Below are 15,873 nucleotides of genomic sequence, written 5' to 3'. Positions count from 1 at the left end.
AGGTGCGCTAACATTTGAACATCTTAAACAAATGACTTACTTAGACCAAATACTCAAGGAAGTTTTGCGAATTATTCCTCCAGTTGGTGGCGGTTTTCGCTCGATTATCCAAACTTGTGAGTTTAATGGGCATTGTATTCCCCAAGGTTAGTCTGTATTATATCAGATAGGTAAAACCCATCAAGATCAAAGTATATATAAAAATCCTGAGAATTTTGAGCCACAAAGGTTTGATATAGATAGGGCTGAGGATAAATCTAAACCTTTTAGTTATGTTCCTTTTGGGGGTGGAATAAGAGAATGTTTAGGTAAGGAATTTGCTAAATTAGAGATGAAAATATTTGCTGCTTTGCTCTTGCGTGGTTATGAATGGGAACTTTTACCAGGGCAAAATTTGGATTTAATAATGATACCCACACCCCGACTCGTGATGGTTTAAAGGTAGTTTTCCGTTCCATACACGGGGTAAATGAGCAATCGAACGCGCGACCCGAAGTCACACAAAAGAGTGACACACTTGGCTGAAAACCTGACTAGGTAAGCATTTTCTCAATGAATATTTTGGCAAGTCTCAACGTACCAATTAACCTAGCTTTGATTTACTTTATAAATGGTTCTCAAATTGTGATATTATCATCCCTCTGCTGACTAATAAATAATCGCAAAATTGATAACCCCAAAATTATCAAAAATAGCACTAGCCCAATTGTGCAAGCGTAGCTAGTTTCCAAATTGTTGAAAGCTTGTTCATATAGATAATAAACAATCGTTTTCGAGCTACTGAGTGGCCCACCTTGGGTCATAATGTATACTTCTTCAAACACTTTGGTAGCAGATATAGCCGAAATCACCGCCACTAGTGCTAGATATGGCTTCATCAAAGGTATGGTAATGTCCCAATGTTTGCTGATACCATCAGAGCCATCGATCGCAGCAGCTTCGTACACATCAGCAGGAATCGATTGCAACCCTGCTAAATAAATCACCATGTAGTAGCCTAGCCCCTTCCACACGGTGACAGCCATGACGCTCGCAAGAGAAATTGGTACAATGCCAAAAATTTTCGCTGGGCTAGTTAGCCAAGGAATACCTTCTGGAAAAAGGCCCAAAGCTTTCAGGAACTGATTTAGTAATCCGTTTTCTGCATACAGCCATTTCCAAGCTATTCCCGCAACTACCATTGAAATTACCACTGGGGTGTAATATGCAGATCTAAACCAATTCATCCCCCTTAGTTTCTGATTTACCAAAATTGCCAGCACTAGGGGAGCAATTACTAAAATTGGTACTACACCCACAAGATATAGAAAAGTGTTTTCCAAGGTTTTCCAAAAAACTGCATCCTTCCAAAGCTTGAAGAAGTTAGCAAAACCTATCCATTGTGGCGGCTGGGCTATATCTTCATAGCTAGTAAAGCTGAGATAAAACGCTTGCAGTGCAGGTAAAAAAACTGTTAACCCCAAAAGAACCAAGGCGGGTAGTAAAAATAAATAAGGAGTCAGTCGCTGTTTAATGAACATCCAATTTTTAGGTGTTAATTGATTCATATGGTGTTAATTGATTCATATGGTGTTAATTGATTCATATAAAGTCTAATAGTTGTTTTCGCTTTGTCAGCAAGAATTTGGGGATGTGAGTAGATTTAAGCTTCAATATTCTAAAGGCATATATTTGCGTAGCGCTTCGCGCTTGCCGTTGGCATCGCTAATTAATAACTCAGAGATCAACTACGATGGAAACTCAGCACAACCCGCTAATCGAACATCAAAATGTCCCCATAAACCACCGTGGACTACATGAATTTTTGTATAGTTCTGACGACGAACACGCCGCCATTGAGGTGAGTATAACCCCTGAACTGGCAAACAATGGTACTGAAATCATTGACCTTGAGGCTTGGAGTGCGGCTGCTCAGAACGCTAAAATTGCAGGTGTTTATGCAGTATTGGACGCAGAACGCTGCATGCAATACATTGGCTATTCTCGGAATGTGTTACTTTCCTTAAACGGTCATGTCACGCAAAATGGTCAGCAAAAGTGTGCTTTTGTGCGCGTGCAAGCATTCAAGTTCCCCAAGCGTCAAGAAATGGAAGATTTGCGAGATGCGTGGATAGCGGAACTCGAAAGCACACCACCTGGTAATGCAACCGATCGCGAAATGTGGGCTAGCACTATAGGCGAAGCTGCGAAAGCGGTAATGTCAGAGGCGGAACGTCAAGCCTACGAGGAGAAAAAGCTAAAACTGCGGAAAGCAATGGCTGACACAACCCTTTCTAAAGAATCAGAAACAATAGATGTAACTGAAGCCGAACGTCAGCGTCAACTTGAAGCGGCTGTGAAAAATGATGACTGGAGTGTAATTATCGACGCACAGACACAGGAAACTAAGTCATAGGTGTCAATTAAATTAGTTATCTGTATTGACAAAGTAATGCCCATGCGGTGGGAGCGCACATCTGTCATTGGTGTCAACTTAACGGTAAAAGGGCGGTTAGAAACCGCGTCTACACAGGCAAAACCAACCTCCGTGGGTTAAAAAACCTTAATTTTCTCTTAGCCCACGGAGGTGGGCTTTGTTTGTGTAGCCGCGAATTCCATGAGACTGTTGGCGAATTCACGAAGGGTTAAACCCCCCACCCCTAAAACCTCGGTTTTGCGTTGCTTTCCCGCCCTGTAATAAATTACAGGCTAATAGCTAAAGTGCGTTGAAACGTACTGAAATTAAAGAAATTAAAATGGATTGGGGCTGATGGGTTAGACCCCCTATTAATTCGCCAACAGTCTCATTCCATTCGCTGGGGCTTAGGGTGACACCAATGCACATCTGTGCGCCCCCACTGCGTATTCCATCATATCTTCAATGTTATTAGAGTCATTTATTGCAACTATTCAAAAGAACCGTAAATGTACCAATGGGTTGATAGGTTAGCTTGTTCTAAGCTTAATTAGATTAATTTTTAAAGTATCAACTATGACAGTGACATAGCTGCATTCACCAATTTGGAAGGAATAAGCTCGACTTTATCCAATCAAGCAGTATAAACCAGATTATTGGTCAAAATTCAATTCTCTACTTGCTTCAGGTGATATGTCGAAATCAATAGGTATTAATAAGCACAATTTTTTGCGCTTTTTTACAGGCATTACTGTTGGGTGAAATGGCTAAAGTGAGCAAATGTTACTAAAACTATATACAGTAAATTTCAGTAAAGTGAGTGTTATAAATGGCCGATTACATTGGAATGACTCCCACTGTAGTAATTGGACTAGGAGGAACAGGGAAGGAAGTTCTGATCAAAGTCCGCCGAATGATTGTAGAGACTTACGGCTCCCTAGATGCTTTACCTATTTTGTCATTTTTACACATTGACACCGAACAGAATGCAAAGGTTTCTGAACCACAGGTTGTGTTAAAGCAAGACATTTCACTTCGCCCAGCAGAGCAGGTGTGGGCTAAGGTAGAAGACGCTAAAGCTATTCTAAATAAGCTTTCTGCATACGAACATTTAGCTGAATGGTTTCCCAGTCAACTTAAGGGCACTGATTCAATCCTAGCTGGAGCCGGACAAATCCGATCGCTGGGAAAGTTTGCCTTCACTTTGAACTACCAAAATATTAAAACTAGCTTCAACAACGTTAGATCCAGGATTGTTGGTCATGAAAAGTTTATGCTGGATCGCTGGGGAGTCCAGCTAGATAAAGGTGTCAATATTTTCATAGTCTGTTCTCTTTCAGGGGGGACTGGCTCTGGTATGGTACTTGACATTGCCTATAACTTGCGAGACTGGGTTCCTCCTTCTGATTTGCCCCAATCCTCAGCTTATTTAGTTCTTCCAGGAGCCTTTGCAGGTCTTGGTGACCGGGTAGTAGCTAATGCCTATACTGCCTTAATGGAGCTAAACCACTATTCACGCAATGATACTCGTTTTGAAACTCAATATAGCCCGAATCCGAGCGATCGCATTAGTCCACAAAGTAGTCAAGATGTACCTTTTAACTTCTGTTACCTGGTTGGTAACAGCAACGATAAAGTAACCTTTCCTAGCCTCAACTCTGTTTTAGAAATGGTTTCCCAAAACATTTTTTTGGACTTCAGTTCTGGGTTCAGTCAATACAAAAAACTTGTCCGTGACAATATTCGCAAACATTGGGCTAGTCCTGATTCAAAAGGTTATCCCCAGAATTTTATTAGTTTCGGGCTTTCGAGCATTCAATTTCCTGTAGAACGGGTTCTGAATGCTTGCGCCTTACGATTAGGGCGTCAGTTAATTACCTGGTGGTCTAACCCTACTCCCGCCCCTGCGGCGATGCGTGATGTGATTAAAACAGAAATCCTACCTAATCTACGATTGGCGGAATCTGAAAATGAGCATCAGTTACTCAATAGCATTAGCCTTGGCGATAATATGAAGCCCTACAGCAAGGAAGTGGCTGATTGGGTAGCAGGTTTACGCAAACGTCGCAGCGACCTAAATATTCCCCTTGAGAACCTACAGCGCTTCATATCAGTAGAACAAGATAAATACAAGTCTCACTTTTACGACAGTGATACAGACCCAAGGCGCTGGAGTGATTACTTTCAGAAAATGTGGGATAACCTGAACCAACTGATTCCTTAAAAACGCCAAGAACTCCGTCAGGTTGTCTACAAAATCATTGAAGATCGTTTTCGCGGCCCAAAGTTTGCTCGCCATTTCCTAGAAGTACTTCTAGACATCTTTACGGAATATCGTAACCAGTTTGATCAAGACCGACAAAAAAACTGGTTACCCAAAGAGCGTTCTGCAACTAATACTTTACAAGTTCTACTCAAGCAGATAGATGACCATGCTAAACAACTCATTTATGCACTGAATCGTAAAAGTCTGATTGATGAAGACTTCAAAGGAATTACACAGGCTTTGGAGTCGCTGTATATATCAAAAGTAGAAGTAAAAGCCCGTACCTTAGCGGTATCTCTGTTGGATAGTTTGAAGGAAGAAATTGAGCGTTTACTAGTAGATTTGACTGCTCTAGAACGCAACTGTGAGATATTGCAAGCTCGATTTCTCGACCAAGAACAAGCTTATGTTCGTGAAACTGGAGTGCTAACAGTCAACGGAATTCTACTTTATGACAGCAAAGATGTAGACCAAATTTATAACAAGACCATTGCAGAAAAGCAGGAGAGCATCTACCAGACAATTTCGCAACAGATATTAGGAGAGCTAGGGACAAAACTATTTGATTTATACACCTTCGACAGCTTGAGGCTCAAGGATTTGTTTGGGCGGATTTTGAATCGCTCTTTAGATGAATTTGTCGGTAGTGGTCAAATGCAAATTTCCACGGCTCGTAAGTTTCTGGAAGAGTACCCAACTGTAGAACAGCAGGAAGCTCAGATTAAGACAATCTTTGAGAAAAGTGAGCCTTTCTTGCGCTTCAGCCAAGAGCAGGCTCGATTAGGTTGGGAAGATAGAGCAGAAAAGCGGCAAACCATAGTTGGTATTCAAGGTGGTAATAAACCTACAGACCCGGCTGTAAGTGTAATACTCCCGATGATTCGCAAGACCAGCACACTCACTGATAAAGATATTCGTCCTCTAGGTGACTCTCACCACATTTACTTTGTTCAAGAAATAGGAGCCTTTCCTCTTAGGCTAATCGAAGGGATGGATAGGATGCGGACAGTTTATCGGTCTGTGTCTCAGTCAGATAAGAATCCTTTGCATACCCATCAGGATTATCGCCAGTTTCAAGACCATATGCCGGCAACTCAAGCTGAAATCCAGGCCAAACAAAACCTGATTTTGGCTAAAGTTTTTGAATTAGTGGTTGAAGAAGAAAATTCAATTACTAAATACTCGGAAGTACGTTTTCACTATCAAGACAAAATTACAGGGTTAAAAAAGACTCAAGTTCTGGGAAATGACTGGCAAGAAGCCGAAGAATACCTCGTTAGTGATCATAATCGCAGAGTCCGGGAGATTTTGGAAGATGCACTGCAAAGTGTCGGACATAAAGCGGTTACAAAAGCCGAAAAACAGGGGATGTACCAAAAACTTATGGCACATCTGAGAGAACTAGAAAAGACTCTTTCGGGTGGTAAGGACAATCCTAACTACCGCAAGCAGGAAATAGCGATCGAGGATTACGTAAAGACTTACAGCTTGTTTATCCCTGCTGAGACTATATCTGCATCTGTGCAAAAATCTGCTGAACTTCCGAAAACTTCACCAGCAAACTCTATAACATCTGAACAACTGGATAGTAATTTGGAAAAGTTCACCAAGTTAGCAGAAACCTGTTACCGTCGCGGCAACCCTTCTGAAACTCAAGTACAAATGCTAGAGCATTTTCGCCAAAAGTATGGCATTTCTCAAGTAAACGCTGACCAAATAATTGCTAAGTTTTCCTGTGGTCATTCTCAGCAACAAGCTCTCTATGAATATGGTTTGATGTATCGCGCTTTTCTAGAAAGCAATACTGAAATTGATTTTGAGCAACAGACACAGTTGCTTGAACTTCAAGAAGAATTAGGGTTGACTAACAAACAAGTTGCCACTATTGAAGCCAATATACAGGAAGAACTGGGATTAACAGAAGTGAGATAAAAAGATGCTAAACGAACACCTAAACGAACACAACTATATTACTTGTTCTAAATGTGGTCATGACCGGAACCCGGCAACTCTCAAAAAGTGCGAAATTTGCGGACATAAGCTAGTTCAGAAGAATCCATCTCCAGGAAGTAAGTCTAAGAATCGAGTAATATTGCCTTTAGCTCTTGCTATTACTGCTGGTTTAGGCATAGGTGGTTTTTGGTTACTAAGTAAAAAATCATTCAACTTCATTCCGAATGTACAAAATAACATTAATAAAACCGATCAATTAACTCTTCTCGGTGACACCTTTAGTGGCTACAGTACTTTTCGGAGTAAAGAGTTTCAATCTAGCAAAGAATCGGAAGTTAACCTGCATTATGAAGATGAATTCGATCAGGCTAAACGATCTGACCTTTTGAACCAGGGGAAAGCTAACTTATTAGTAACGACATTGGATCAATTTCTCAAACAAAAACCTCAGGGGAAAATTGTTGGGCTGATTGACCGCACAGTGGGCGCAGATGCTGTTGTTTTGAATACAAAGAAGTATTCTAACCTAAAATCACTTCTGGATCTTAATGTATTAATACAGCAGGTGCGATCGCAGGGAAAGCAGTTGAGCATTACTTTCGCTGGTGATACCCCCAGTGAATATCTAGCTCTGATGCTAAGTACTAAATTTGATCAGTTTAAGTTGTCAGATTTTCAAGTGAATAAGGTAGCAGATGCTTCTGTTGCTTGGAAACTTTTACAAGACCCCAATCAAAATGTAGCAGTTGCTGTTCTCTGGGAGCCTTATATCACCAAAGCTCGACAGCAGGGGTATACAGTTGTCTTATCTAGTAAAGATGTGCCTGGGGCAATTGTAGATGTGATTGTTGCCTCCAACCAGCTGATTCAATCTCAACCTGAGAAAATTTCCGAATTTCTGGCAGCTTACTATCGTAGCATTGATAGCAATCTTCGTGATACTTCGCATTTCCAAAATCAGATTGCTGAGGATGGCAAACTATCACCCAGCGATGCCAATTTTGTTTTACAAGGGATTGACTTTTTTCCTGCTCTTGAAGCTAAAGACTGGTTAACAAATGGCACGTTAGAGAAACGAATTGGCTCTACAGCTGCGGTTTTGACACTAGCAGGTAAATTGAATCAGGTTCCTGAGAATCCCAAAGATTTGTTTACCTCTCAGTTTATCACTAAGGCTGCGAGCAACAGCCAAAATCTGATTGACTTGGTGCGTGCCGATAACCCAGAACTAGCAGACAGACTAACAGGAAAAGGAAAAGTGCTTGCCTCCAATAACAAACTCAATACTAACCAAATTAAAGCTGCTCCTAATATAGGCAATTTGCAAGTCCGAGGAGATGTGAAATTTGGTATTAGCTCTGCTCAACTTGAGGACGAGGGTAAGCAAACACTTAATCAGTTGGCTCAGGAAATTTTGGAATTCAATCGGCAAACTGTAGCTGTAAGAGTAATTGGGCATACGTCTCAGATTGGCTCTGCTGACTTTAACCAAAAACTTAGCCAACAACGAGCACAGGTAGTAGGTAATTATCTACGTTTGCAAAATATCAAGCACAATATTGTGGTTGAGGGTCAAGGTTTTAGCCAACTGCTACCCGGCATATCTCCAAATGACCCCCGCAACCAACGCACGGAAATTCGCTTAGTTCGGATCAATTAGCTGAAGTCAATAATCCTAATTGAGTTGTTGAGTTTAGCTTGCAAATTATAAAAAGGAGATTTAATGAAAGTTCGCAATATACTGTCTTGGTTTTGTATTTTTTTAGTCAGTTTAATAGTTACAGTCAGTTGTACTCCTTCCCAAACACCTACTTCAAACACTACTTCTACTCCGTCAGCAACTAAGTCAATTCAAATAGGGTTTAGTGCTTGGCCTGGTTGGTTTCCCTGGCAGGTGGCTCAAGAACAAGATTTATTTACAGCTAATAAAGTCAAAGCAAATTTGAAATGGTTTGATGGCTATCTCGATTCCATCAATGCCTTAGCGACAACTCAACTTGATGGTAATAGCCAAACTCTCAATGACACCATCAGTTCAGTTGCGGCTGGAGCAGATTTGGTAATTGTGCTGACGAATGATAATTCTCAAGGCAATGACCAAATTATTGTGCGCCAAGGAATTAATTCTATCAAAGACTTGAAGGGTAAAAAGGTGGCAGCAGAAGAGGGAACAGTAGACCACTTTTTATTACTATTAGGATTAGAAAAAGCAGGTTTGACCCAAGCAGATATTCAGTTTCAACCTTTGGAGACGGGTACAGCGGCAGCGGCTTTTGCGGCTGGTAAATTGGATGCAGTTGGTGTGTTTGCTCCCTTCACTAGCAAAGCATTATTACTTCCTGGAAGTAAGACTTTATTCTCTTCTACTGACTTTCCCGGTGCGATTTCCGATCACTTGGTAGTTACACGCAAGATGATTCAAGAACGACCCCAGGATGTACAAGCTTTAGTGAATACATGGTTTGAAACCCTCAAATTTATCGCAGCTAATAAACAGAAGGCAACAGAAATCATTGCTAAACGAGCGGGCACTAATCTAAAGGAATACCAACAATACGAAGCAGGTACTGCTATTTTCACCTTAGAACAAAATCTTAAAGCCTTTGTTCCTGGTAATGACAGGGCTTCTTTATCCTTCACAGCTAAGGAAATTAGTAAGTCTTTATTGAAAAGTGGTCTGATTAAGCAGGAACCAGACTTAAGCAAACTGTTTGATGACCGCTTTGTCAAAGCCTACGCTGATAAAGCTGCAAAGGTTTGAGGATGTTATGGGTAAAGCGTATGGAGAAGCGATCGCATGAGTCAATCTACTGATGTTCAGCCACAAATGTTACCATCAACAGTATTTTGGCGGATTGCAGAAGAAATTCCAAAAAGATTGACTGGGATTTTGGTCATCCTGTCCCTTGTGATGCCGATCTGCTTGTGGTGGATTGTCTCTAACTGGGTTGCTACCACTGCTGGAACCAACTCTATGTTCCTACCGACTCCTGTCCAAGTTTTAGCCGCAATTCAGAAACTCTGGTCAGATGGAACATTGCTCAAAGACATCCAGTTCAGTATGTTTCGGGTGCTAACTGGTTTTTTCCTAGCAGCAGTCATTTCAATTCCTGTGGGGACACTCATGGGAACATTTGCTAGTGTGCGATCGCTCTTAGAACCGATCATTGGCATCATTCGCTATATGCCTGCGCCTGCCTTCATTCCACTGTTAATTTTATATTTTGGCTTAGATGAACTGCCAAAGATTCTGCTGATTTTTATCGGCACCCTTTTCTTTAATACATTGATGATTATGGATGGGGTGAAGTTTATTCCCAAAGAATTGATTGAAACTACATACACCTTGGGAGGAAAGCGCAGTCAAGTTTTGTTACAGGTAATTTTTCCCTACCTCCTGCCTGCCATCATTGATGCCTGTCGAGTGAATATGGCAGCAGCATGGAACTTAGTTATCGTAGCAGAACTAGTAGCAGCAACCGAAGGATTGGGAAAAAGAATTAGTGTTGCTCAACGTTTTCTCAGAACTGATGAAATCTTTGCTGGACTAATTGTAATCGGTTTAATTGGTTTGGGAATTGACTTGTTATTCCGATTATTACTGAGAGTTTCTTGTCGGTGGGCAACAAAATAATTTGTCTTTTATAACTATAGGTTTATGCATCTAGAAGTTGCTAATCTTCATAAACAATTTCAAACCCACAATGGTACAATTATTGCCCTCAAAGACATCAATATCCATATCAAAGAAGGTGAATTTGTCTGTGCTGTAGGGGCATCTGGCTCAGGAAAAACGACTTTATTACGCCTGATTGCGGGACTTGATACTCTTACAGCTGGGGAAATACGGGTTGATGGAGTGAAAGTCACAGGCCCAGGAGCAGACCGGGGTATGGTGTTTCAAAACTATTCCCTCTACCCCTGGATGACTGTAGCAGATAACATTGGCTTTGGATTAAAGCTGAGGGGCGTACCCAAGCTCAAAAGGCAACAGCAGGTTTCTTATTACCTAGATGTGTTAGGCTTAACTCAATTTGCTAAAGCACTACCTAAAGAACTATCAGGAGGTATGCAGCAGCGAGTAGCGATCGCTCGTGTTTTAGTATCTCAGCCTAAAATTCTCCTGATGGATGAACCATTTGGTGCTTTGGATGCCCAAACAAAAGAGATGATGCAACAATTTCTTCTGGAGTTGTGGAGAAATACAGGTACAACTATTTTTATGATTACTCATGATGTTGAAGAAGCAGTTTTTGTATCACAGCGAATTTATGTCCTTACCTCACATCCTGGAAGCATTAAAACTGAACTAACTATAGATTTACCCATTGAGCGAACCTACCATATTAAAAGAAATTCTAATTTTAAAGAGTATAAAGAAACTTTGCTAGAGTTAATGCGTTTTGAAAGCGGAAAAGATGTATTTACAGTAGCGTAATCACAATAAATTATCCTACAGCAGAATTCAGAATTCAGGAGTCAGAATTCAGAAGTAAAACAGGCTTTACGCCAGCTTTTGAGACTTAGGTTGTGTACTTCACCAACTTGAAATCCGCTGTATTTTAACGACTCGAAAGATTCAGATTCCCGAATGATTTAGGATTCCTAGAGAATACGAAACATTTTAAACAGCAGAAATAGCACAAACTTGTAATCCGACGGGCGTTTGAATAATCACTGATTCTACGCCGAAAACTTGGGCGATCGCATTTGGTGTCAGAACTTGTTCAGGTGTACCAACTTCCCAAATATGACCCTGTTTTAATAATGCAATGCGGGAACTATACCGCGCTGCTAAATTCAGTTCGTGTAAAACTGTAACAATAGTTAATTCCTGCTGCTGATTCAGTTGTTTAAGCAGTTCCAATAGTTGCAATTGATAATTGATATCTAAAAAAGTTGTTGGTTCATCTAATAGTAAAACTTTGGGTTCTTGCGCCAGTGCTAGAGCTAAAAAAGCCCGTTGTCTTTCACCGCCTGAGAGTTGTTCGACTAAGCGATCGCTCAATTTTTCTAGTTGCGTCTTTTTAATTGCAGCTTCCACTTTTACCCAATCTTGGGCGTTTAATTCCCATTGCCACCAAGGTTGATGTGGTGTGCGTCCTAAACTTACTAATTGTCGCACTGTTAAGCCAACGGGAACCGTTTGTTGTTGCGGTAATAATGCCAGTTTCTGTGCAACTAGATTTGGGTGTTGAGAGTGAATTGCTTTGCCATCAAGTAGCACTGTTCCCTGCTGTGGGGAGAGAATACGACTCAGCAATTTGAGTAAAGTAGATTTACCTGAGCCATTAGCACCAACTAAACTTAACCATTCTCCTGTTTGCAGAGTGAGATTAATATTTTGAACAATTGGTACTAAGGTGTAACCGCCTGTAAGGTTTTGCAGTTCGAGTGGCATTTGCTGAAATTCAAAAATCAAAAAGGAGAAACTTAATTTTACAGGATTTGAGGGGATTATTTAGCAGCCTTATCTATTTACCCGAATTGCGATCGCTACTGCCTAAATTACTCAAATGAAAAAGCAAAGTGCCCTTTACTGCCCAAAACACCAAAATGAGTGCGTGATCTACCGAAATGAGAAAGCAATATGCCTTTTTCCTTATTGAAAATATCATAGTCAGGACTTACGCACAGGTAACGGAAAATCGTAGACGCATTCGCGGAGCGTCTGTCTGTGACACGCTGCACGAACGTAGAGAAGCGGCTTGCCGCAGGCTACCACAGAGTCCGCAAAGAAGCCAGTGCGCCCTTGCAGTTAAGAGACTTAAAGCAACTGGCGCGACACGGACAAATAAGAGTTTGAGAGGTTTTTTGCGTAAGTCCTAATAGTAAAAGAAAATAATTGGTGACTCGTCACCCGCTCACAATCCCCATCTTAGGAGTATCTTGAAGATAGGGACTTCCGTCACCTGTTAAAATTACACCATTAAGGCTTTGCTACCCTACTTATTGCCGCACAATAAACCAAATCGAATTAACTCACGCTGATAACCGCGACGCATTAATCCTAGTGATAATGCTCCTTGAATGGTAGTCCAACCAGCATTTAGTAAGCCCCAAAGTGCTTGGGGAGTGAATGCGGAATCAATCACCACATTCCAAAAGGGGGCGACGGAGGTTGACCAATCGGCGGTGCGGATATTATGTAATGGTAGTTGATATGCGATCGCTTCATACTCTGGTAAAGAAATCACATAAGGCAAACAATACACCCGATAAATATCCTGCAAGTGCTTTTGTTCATCCGTTGTTAGTGGCGACTCATCAGTTGGTCGATGACACCAAGTCACCATAATTAACTTGCCACCAGGTTTTAATACTCGGTAGCACTCCTGGAGAAACTTCTTCTTATCTGGCATATGTTCACCGCTTTCTAGCGACCAAACCAAGTCAAAAGAATCGTCAGCAAAAGGCATTGCTTGAGCATTTGCAACTTGGAACTGTGTTCTCAGACTCAAATTAGCCTCTAAGGCGCGTTCCGTTGCTCTCGCGGCTTGCACAGGACTCAGTGTAATCCCTGTAGCCTTAGCATTAAACTTTTGTGCAAGGTATAAAGAACTGCCGCCAATGCCACAACCCACATCTAGGATATTTTCTGCTGCTTGTACCTCTGCCCACTTTAGCAGTTCTTCAATTAAATCAATTTGAGCCTGACGGCGGTCTTTTTTCTGGATACCGTCCGCACCATAGTAGCCGTGGTGCATGTGTTCGCCCCAAATCTGTTCCCACAGACCAGAGGAAGCATCGTAAAATTGCTGAATTTGCTCGTAAAGTGTTGCACTCATGAAAAAAGCAGTGTTAAGACAAAGCTAAATAAAAAAACATATAGATATAGGCTACCATGTGTGTTTTTAATTAAATATCTGGCTTGGCGATCACAGGCTCTATTTGACCTTGTAGTTGCAAGGCGAGCGCTAAGTTAAAATAAGCATTGGCTATTGCTGCTATCTAGACTAATTACTCTTTGGTATGCTGCGATCGCATTCTCAAGCTGTTTTTGTTCATACAGCTAATAAACAAATTCAAATCAACTGCTCTTTTACTTTCACGCCATCTCTCTTGACTATATAAGCTGGAACACCGACAACAACACAATTATTGGGAACATTTTTGACTACGACTGCATTCGCTCCTACTGTGACATTATCATTGAGAGTTACCTTACCAATCACTTTTGATCCTGCATTTATCGTTACATTGTTGCCAATTGTCGGACGTTCCTTTTGACTGTTATATCCTATTGTAACTTGTTGATTAATCCAGCAATTATCACCAATACTTTCTGCTGAAACCATAGTACTAAATCCATGTTGAATAAATAGCCCAGAACCAATATGATTAGAATTTAAAAAAAGGCTGGGACATTCTTTATAAAATAACTTTATAATCTGCATGAGCAAAAAACCAATAAAATTACCTTTTTTAATTCTGTAATAGTAAATATTTCTAAATTCTGGATATTCATCAAGCAAATGTAGCAAGTTAACCAAGTCGGAATTATCAATCATCTCAACTATCTTTATCCATCGTCTTACATCTAGGATAATCACTTCTTTACTTGTACTTACGAAAAACAAGATGAGCATTGGAGCAGTCATTATCTGTCTAATATTTTTGACAAATTTAATTGTAAAATCATGCATATAATTACTCTTTTGGGATATTGCAATTCTCGGCAAAAAGTAAAAGTTGCTGAACAGCAGCAACTCTAAACTAACTCAAGCAAAATATCCCGAAATCGGTAATTTCCTCATTTTCCTTGTTTAGCAAACTTTATAGCTTTTCATCACAGTTTAAATCCCAAAAGTATTTCTAGAAAACCCACGAATAATGGCAGTGGACGGATTAAAACTTTAGTGAACCATATTGTCCTCACGCCTGATTCAGGACTGTTATGGCTGACGGCAAAATTAGCATGGCATCGCCGAATGAATAAAAACGATATCCAAAAGCGATCGCTTCGTTGTATATATTCAATAACCGTTGTCTGCCAATTAGCGCACTTACCAACATCAGTAAACTAGAACGTGGTAGGTGAAAATTGGTAATTAAACCATCAACCACCCGCCATTCGTAGCCGGGATAAATAAACAAGTCTGTTTTGCCACAAAATGGTTGTAAATTCCCAGATTTAGCCGCCGCTTCTAAAGCCCGTATTGCTGTTGTTCCCACAGCAATAATCCGACCGCCAGCTGCTTTAGTGGCGCGGATTTGCTCTACTGTGGTCGTGGGAACTTCAATCCATTCTTCATGCATGTGATGGGTAGTTACGTCCTCTACTTCCACAGGGCGGAATGTGCCTACACCAACGTGCAGCGTTACAAAAGCTTGATTGATTTTGCGATCGCGCAACTTTTGTAATAATTCTGGGGTAAAATGTAGTCCTGCTGTCGGAGCTGCGATTGCTCCTGGCTGTTTGGCATAAACTGTCTGATACTGATCATCAGCAGCTTCTGAGGTAGTGATGTACGGTGGTAGCGGTACTTCACCAAATACCTCTAACAGTTGCACCAAAGATTTTCCCTCTGGCACATCAAATTGCAACAAACGCCCCCCGGTTGCTGCGTCTGCTTCTAAAACCGTAGCCGTGAGTTGGGGACTAGGTACTACGTACTGGGGACTAGGGAGTGGTGAAGAATCTTCACAATCCCCAATCCCTAATCCTTGATTTCTAATCCCCAATTGCCTTGCTTCAAAAATAATCTTCGCTCCCTGTTTGAAGCTTTTTCCTGGCTTAACTAAAGCTAACCAACAGTTATGCTGCCGTTCTTCCAACAGCAACACTTGGATTTTAGCACCTGTGGATTTATGACCATAAAGCCGCGCTGGAATGACTCTTGTATTGTTCATAACCAACAAATCACCAGAGCCAAGCAGTGCAGGTAAATCATGGAAAATGTGGTGCAGAGGTGCTGTATCGATGCCTGTAGTGGGGGAATTAACTACCAGTAACCGCGAACTATCTCTAGGAACTGCTGGGTTTTGGGCAATGAGTTCTGGAGGTAGTTTGTAGTCATAGCCAGCTACTGAGCAATCTAATTCCAAATCTTTTGCTTGTGGGCGAGAGGTATCTTTCAAATTTACTTGTACTAGTTTTTGGTTTATTTAGTATTTATACTCACTTAAAAAAGCTGATTTCAGCTTTCCCTTATAAAGGAACTTTAAGGCATCTTTGCTCAATTTCTTCGCTAGGCTATAACATTGATACTATTAAGTAACACGGAAAGATTAACATAAAAATTGGGTAAACCTCCCC

The 15,873-nt window shown here is 41.0% G+C and carries 14 protein-coding genes and 1 pseudogene; 9 read left to right on the top strand and 6 right to left on the bottom strand.

From position 1 onward, the window contains the following. The first annotated feature begins 31 nt into the window (after nucleotides 1-31). Nucleotides 32-439, top strand: a pseudogene (locus V7K48_RS06715) (cytochrome P450). 178 nt (nucleotides 440-617) lie between these two features. Here V7K48_RS06715 and V7K48_RS06710 read toward each other — a convergent pair. Beyond that, entirely contained in the window at nucleotides 618-1,547 is a 930-nt protein-coding gene (locus V7K48_RS06710) for a carbohydrate ABC transporter permease (protein ID WP_335070786.1), read from the bottom strand. Between the two features lie 185 nt (nucleotides 1,548-1,732). Between V7K48_RS06710 and V7K48_RS06705 the strand changes: the two genes are divergently transcribed. The 8 genes from V7K48_RS06705 to V7K48_RS06670 all read left to right on the top strand — a co-directional run bounded on the left by V7K48_RS06705 (nucleotide 1,733) and on the right by V7K48_RS06670 (nucleotide 11,052). Then, the gene (locus V7K48_RS06705; RefSeq protein WP_335070784.1) at nucleotides 1,733-2,395 is read left to right on the top strand and encodes a GIY-YIG nuclease family protein; all 663 of its coding nucleotides are present in this window, start codon (nucleotides 1,733-1,735) and stop codon (nucleotides 2,393-2,395) included. Continuing rightward, nucleotides 2,396-2,536: a hypothetical protein gene (locus V7K48_RS06700; RefSeq protein ID WP_335070782.1), complete on the top strand. Its 141-nt coding sequence runs from the start codon at nucleotides 2,396-2,398 to the stop codon at nucleotides 2,534-2,536. Between the two features lie 688 nt (nucleotides 2,537-3,224). Beyond that, nucleotides 3,225-4,619 (top strand): tubulin-like doman-containing protein, encoded by a 1,395-nt coding sequence (locus tag V7K48_RS06695; RefSeq protein WP_335070780.1) that lies wholly within the window; start codon nucleotides 3,225-3,227, stop codon nucleotides 4,617-4,619. Between the two features lie 282 nt (nucleotides 4,620-4,901). After that, entirely contained in the window at nucleotides 4,902-6,593 is a 1,692-nt protein-coding gene (locus V7K48_RS06690; RefSeq protein WP_335070778.1) for a hypothetical protein, read from the top strand. 4 nt (nucleotides 6,594-6,597) lie between these two features. Beyond that, on the top strand, nucleotides 6,598-8,274 hold the full coding sequence (locus tag V7K48_RS06685) for an OmpA family protein (protein WP_335070776.1): 1,677 nt from the start codon (nucleotides 6,598-6,600) through the stop codon (nucleotides 8,272-8,274). A gap of 63 nt (nucleotides 8,275-8,337) precedes the next feature. Further along, a complete protein-coding gene (locus V7K48_RS06680; RefSeq protein ID WP_335070773.1) occupies nucleotides 8,338-9,375 on the top strand; it encodes an ABC transporter substrate-binding protein in 1,038 nt (345 codons plus the stop codon). Nucleotides 9,376-9,411: 36 nt separating this feature from the next. Then, nucleotides 9,412-10,248: an ABC transporter permease gene (locus V7K48_RS06675; protein WP_335070771.1), complete on the top strand. Its 837-nt coding sequence runs from the start codon at nucleotides 9,412-9,414 to the stop codon at nucleotides 10,246-10,248. Between the two features lie 24 nt (nucleotides 10,249-10,272). After that, nucleotides 10,273-11,052, top strand: a complete 780-nt coding sequence (locus V7K48_RS06670; protein ID WP_335070769.1) for an ABC transporter ATP-binding protein — start codon at nucleotides 10,273-10,275, stop codon at nucleotides 11,050-11,052. A gap of 186 nt (nucleotides 11,053-11,238) precedes the next feature. On the opposite strand, the gene V7K48_RS06665 is transcribed toward V7K48_RS06670, so the two are convergent. From V7K48_RS06665 to queA, 5 genes are all read right to left on the bottom strand, one after another. Beyond that, complete coding sequence (locus V7K48_RS06665; RefSeq protein ID WP_335070767.1) at nucleotides 11,239-12,015, bottom strand: ABC transporter ATP-binding protein; 777 nt, start codon at nucleotides 12,013-12,015, stop codon at nucleotides 11,239-11,241. A 544-nt stretch (nucleotides 12,016-12,559) separates the two neighbouring features. Then, nucleotides 12,560-13,402, bottom strand: a complete 843-nt coding sequence (locus V7K48_RS06660; RefSeq protein WP_335070765.1) for a methyltransferase domain-containing protein — start codon at nucleotides 13,400-13,402, stop codon at nucleotides 12,560-12,562. 134 nt (nucleotides 13,403-13,536) lie between these two features. Beyond that, the gene (locus tag V7K48_RS06655; protein ID WP_335070826.1) at nucleotides 13,537-13,596 is read right to left on the bottom strand and encodes a hypothetical protein; all 60 of its coding nucleotides are present in this window, start codon (nucleotides 13,594-13,596) and stop codon (nucleotides 13,537-13,539) included. A gap of 43 nt (nucleotides 13,597-13,639) precedes the next feature. Next, the gene (locus V7K48_RS06650; protein ID WP_335070763.1) at nucleotides 13,640-14,260 is read right to left on the bottom strand and encodes a serine O-acetyltransferase; all 621 of its coding nucleotides are present in this window, start codon (nucleotides 14,258-14,260) and stop codon (nucleotides 13,640-13,642) included. 229 nt (nucleotides 14,261-14,489) lie between these two features. Then, complete coding sequence (gene queA, locus V7K48_RS06645) at nucleotides 14,490-15,722, bottom strand: tRNA preQ1(34) S-adenosylmethionine ribosyltransferase-isomerase QueA (RefSeq protein WP_335070824.1); 1,233 nt, start codon at nucleotides 15,720-15,722, stop codon at nucleotides 14,490-14,492. Nucleotides 15,723-15,873: the final 151 nt, after the last annotated feature.

This window comes from Nostoc sp. (genome assembly GCF_036919615.1).
In the GTDB taxonomy this organism is placed as follows: Bacteria; Cyanobacteriota; Cyanobacteriia; order Cyanobacteriales; family Nostocaceae; genus Nostoc.
This window is presented reverse-complemented; position numbering and strand designations above follow the sequence as displayed.

Bases quoted from the DNA above. Each gene is read 5' to 3' on its own strand.
- V7K48_RS06710 (WP_335070786.1), bottom strand. From the start codon at position 1,547: ATGAATCAATTAACACCTAAAAATTGGATGTTCATTAAACAGCGACTG.
- V7K48_RS06705 (WP_335070784.1), top strand. From the start codon at position 1,733: ATGGAAACTCAGCACAACCCGCTAATCGAACATCAAAATGTCCCCATA.
- V7K48_RS06695 (WP_335070780.1), top strand. From the start codon at position 3,225: ATGGCCGATTACATTGGAATGACTCCCACTGTAGTAATTGGACTAGGA.
- V7K48_RS06685 (WP_335070776.1), top strand. From the start codon at position 6,598: ATGCTAAACGAACACCTAAACGAACACAACTATATTACTTGTTCTAAA.
- V7K48_RS06680 (WP_335070773.1), top strand. From the start codon at position 8,338: ATGAAAGTTCGCAATATACTGTCTTGGTTTTGTATTTTTTTAGTCAGT.
- V7K48_RS06675 (WP_335070771.1), top strand. From the start codon at position 9,412: ATGAGTCAATCTACTGATGTTCAGCCACAAATGTTACCATCAACAGTA.
- V7K48_RS06670 (WP_335070769.1), top strand. From the start codon at position 10,273: ATGCATCTAGAAGTTGCTAATCTTCATAAACAATTTCAAACCCACAAT.
- V7K48_RS06665 (WP_335070767.1), bottom strand. From the start codon at position 12,015: ATGCCACTCGAACTGCAAAACCTTACAGGCGGTTACACCTTAGTACCA.
- V7K48_RS06660 (WP_335070765.1), bottom strand. From the start codon at position 13,402: ATGAGTGCAACACTTTACGAGCAAATTCAGCAATTTTACGATGCTTCC.
- V7K48_RS06650 (WP_335070763.1), bottom strand. From the start codon at position 14,260: ATGCATGATTTTACAATTAAATTTGTCAAAAATATTAGACAGATAATG.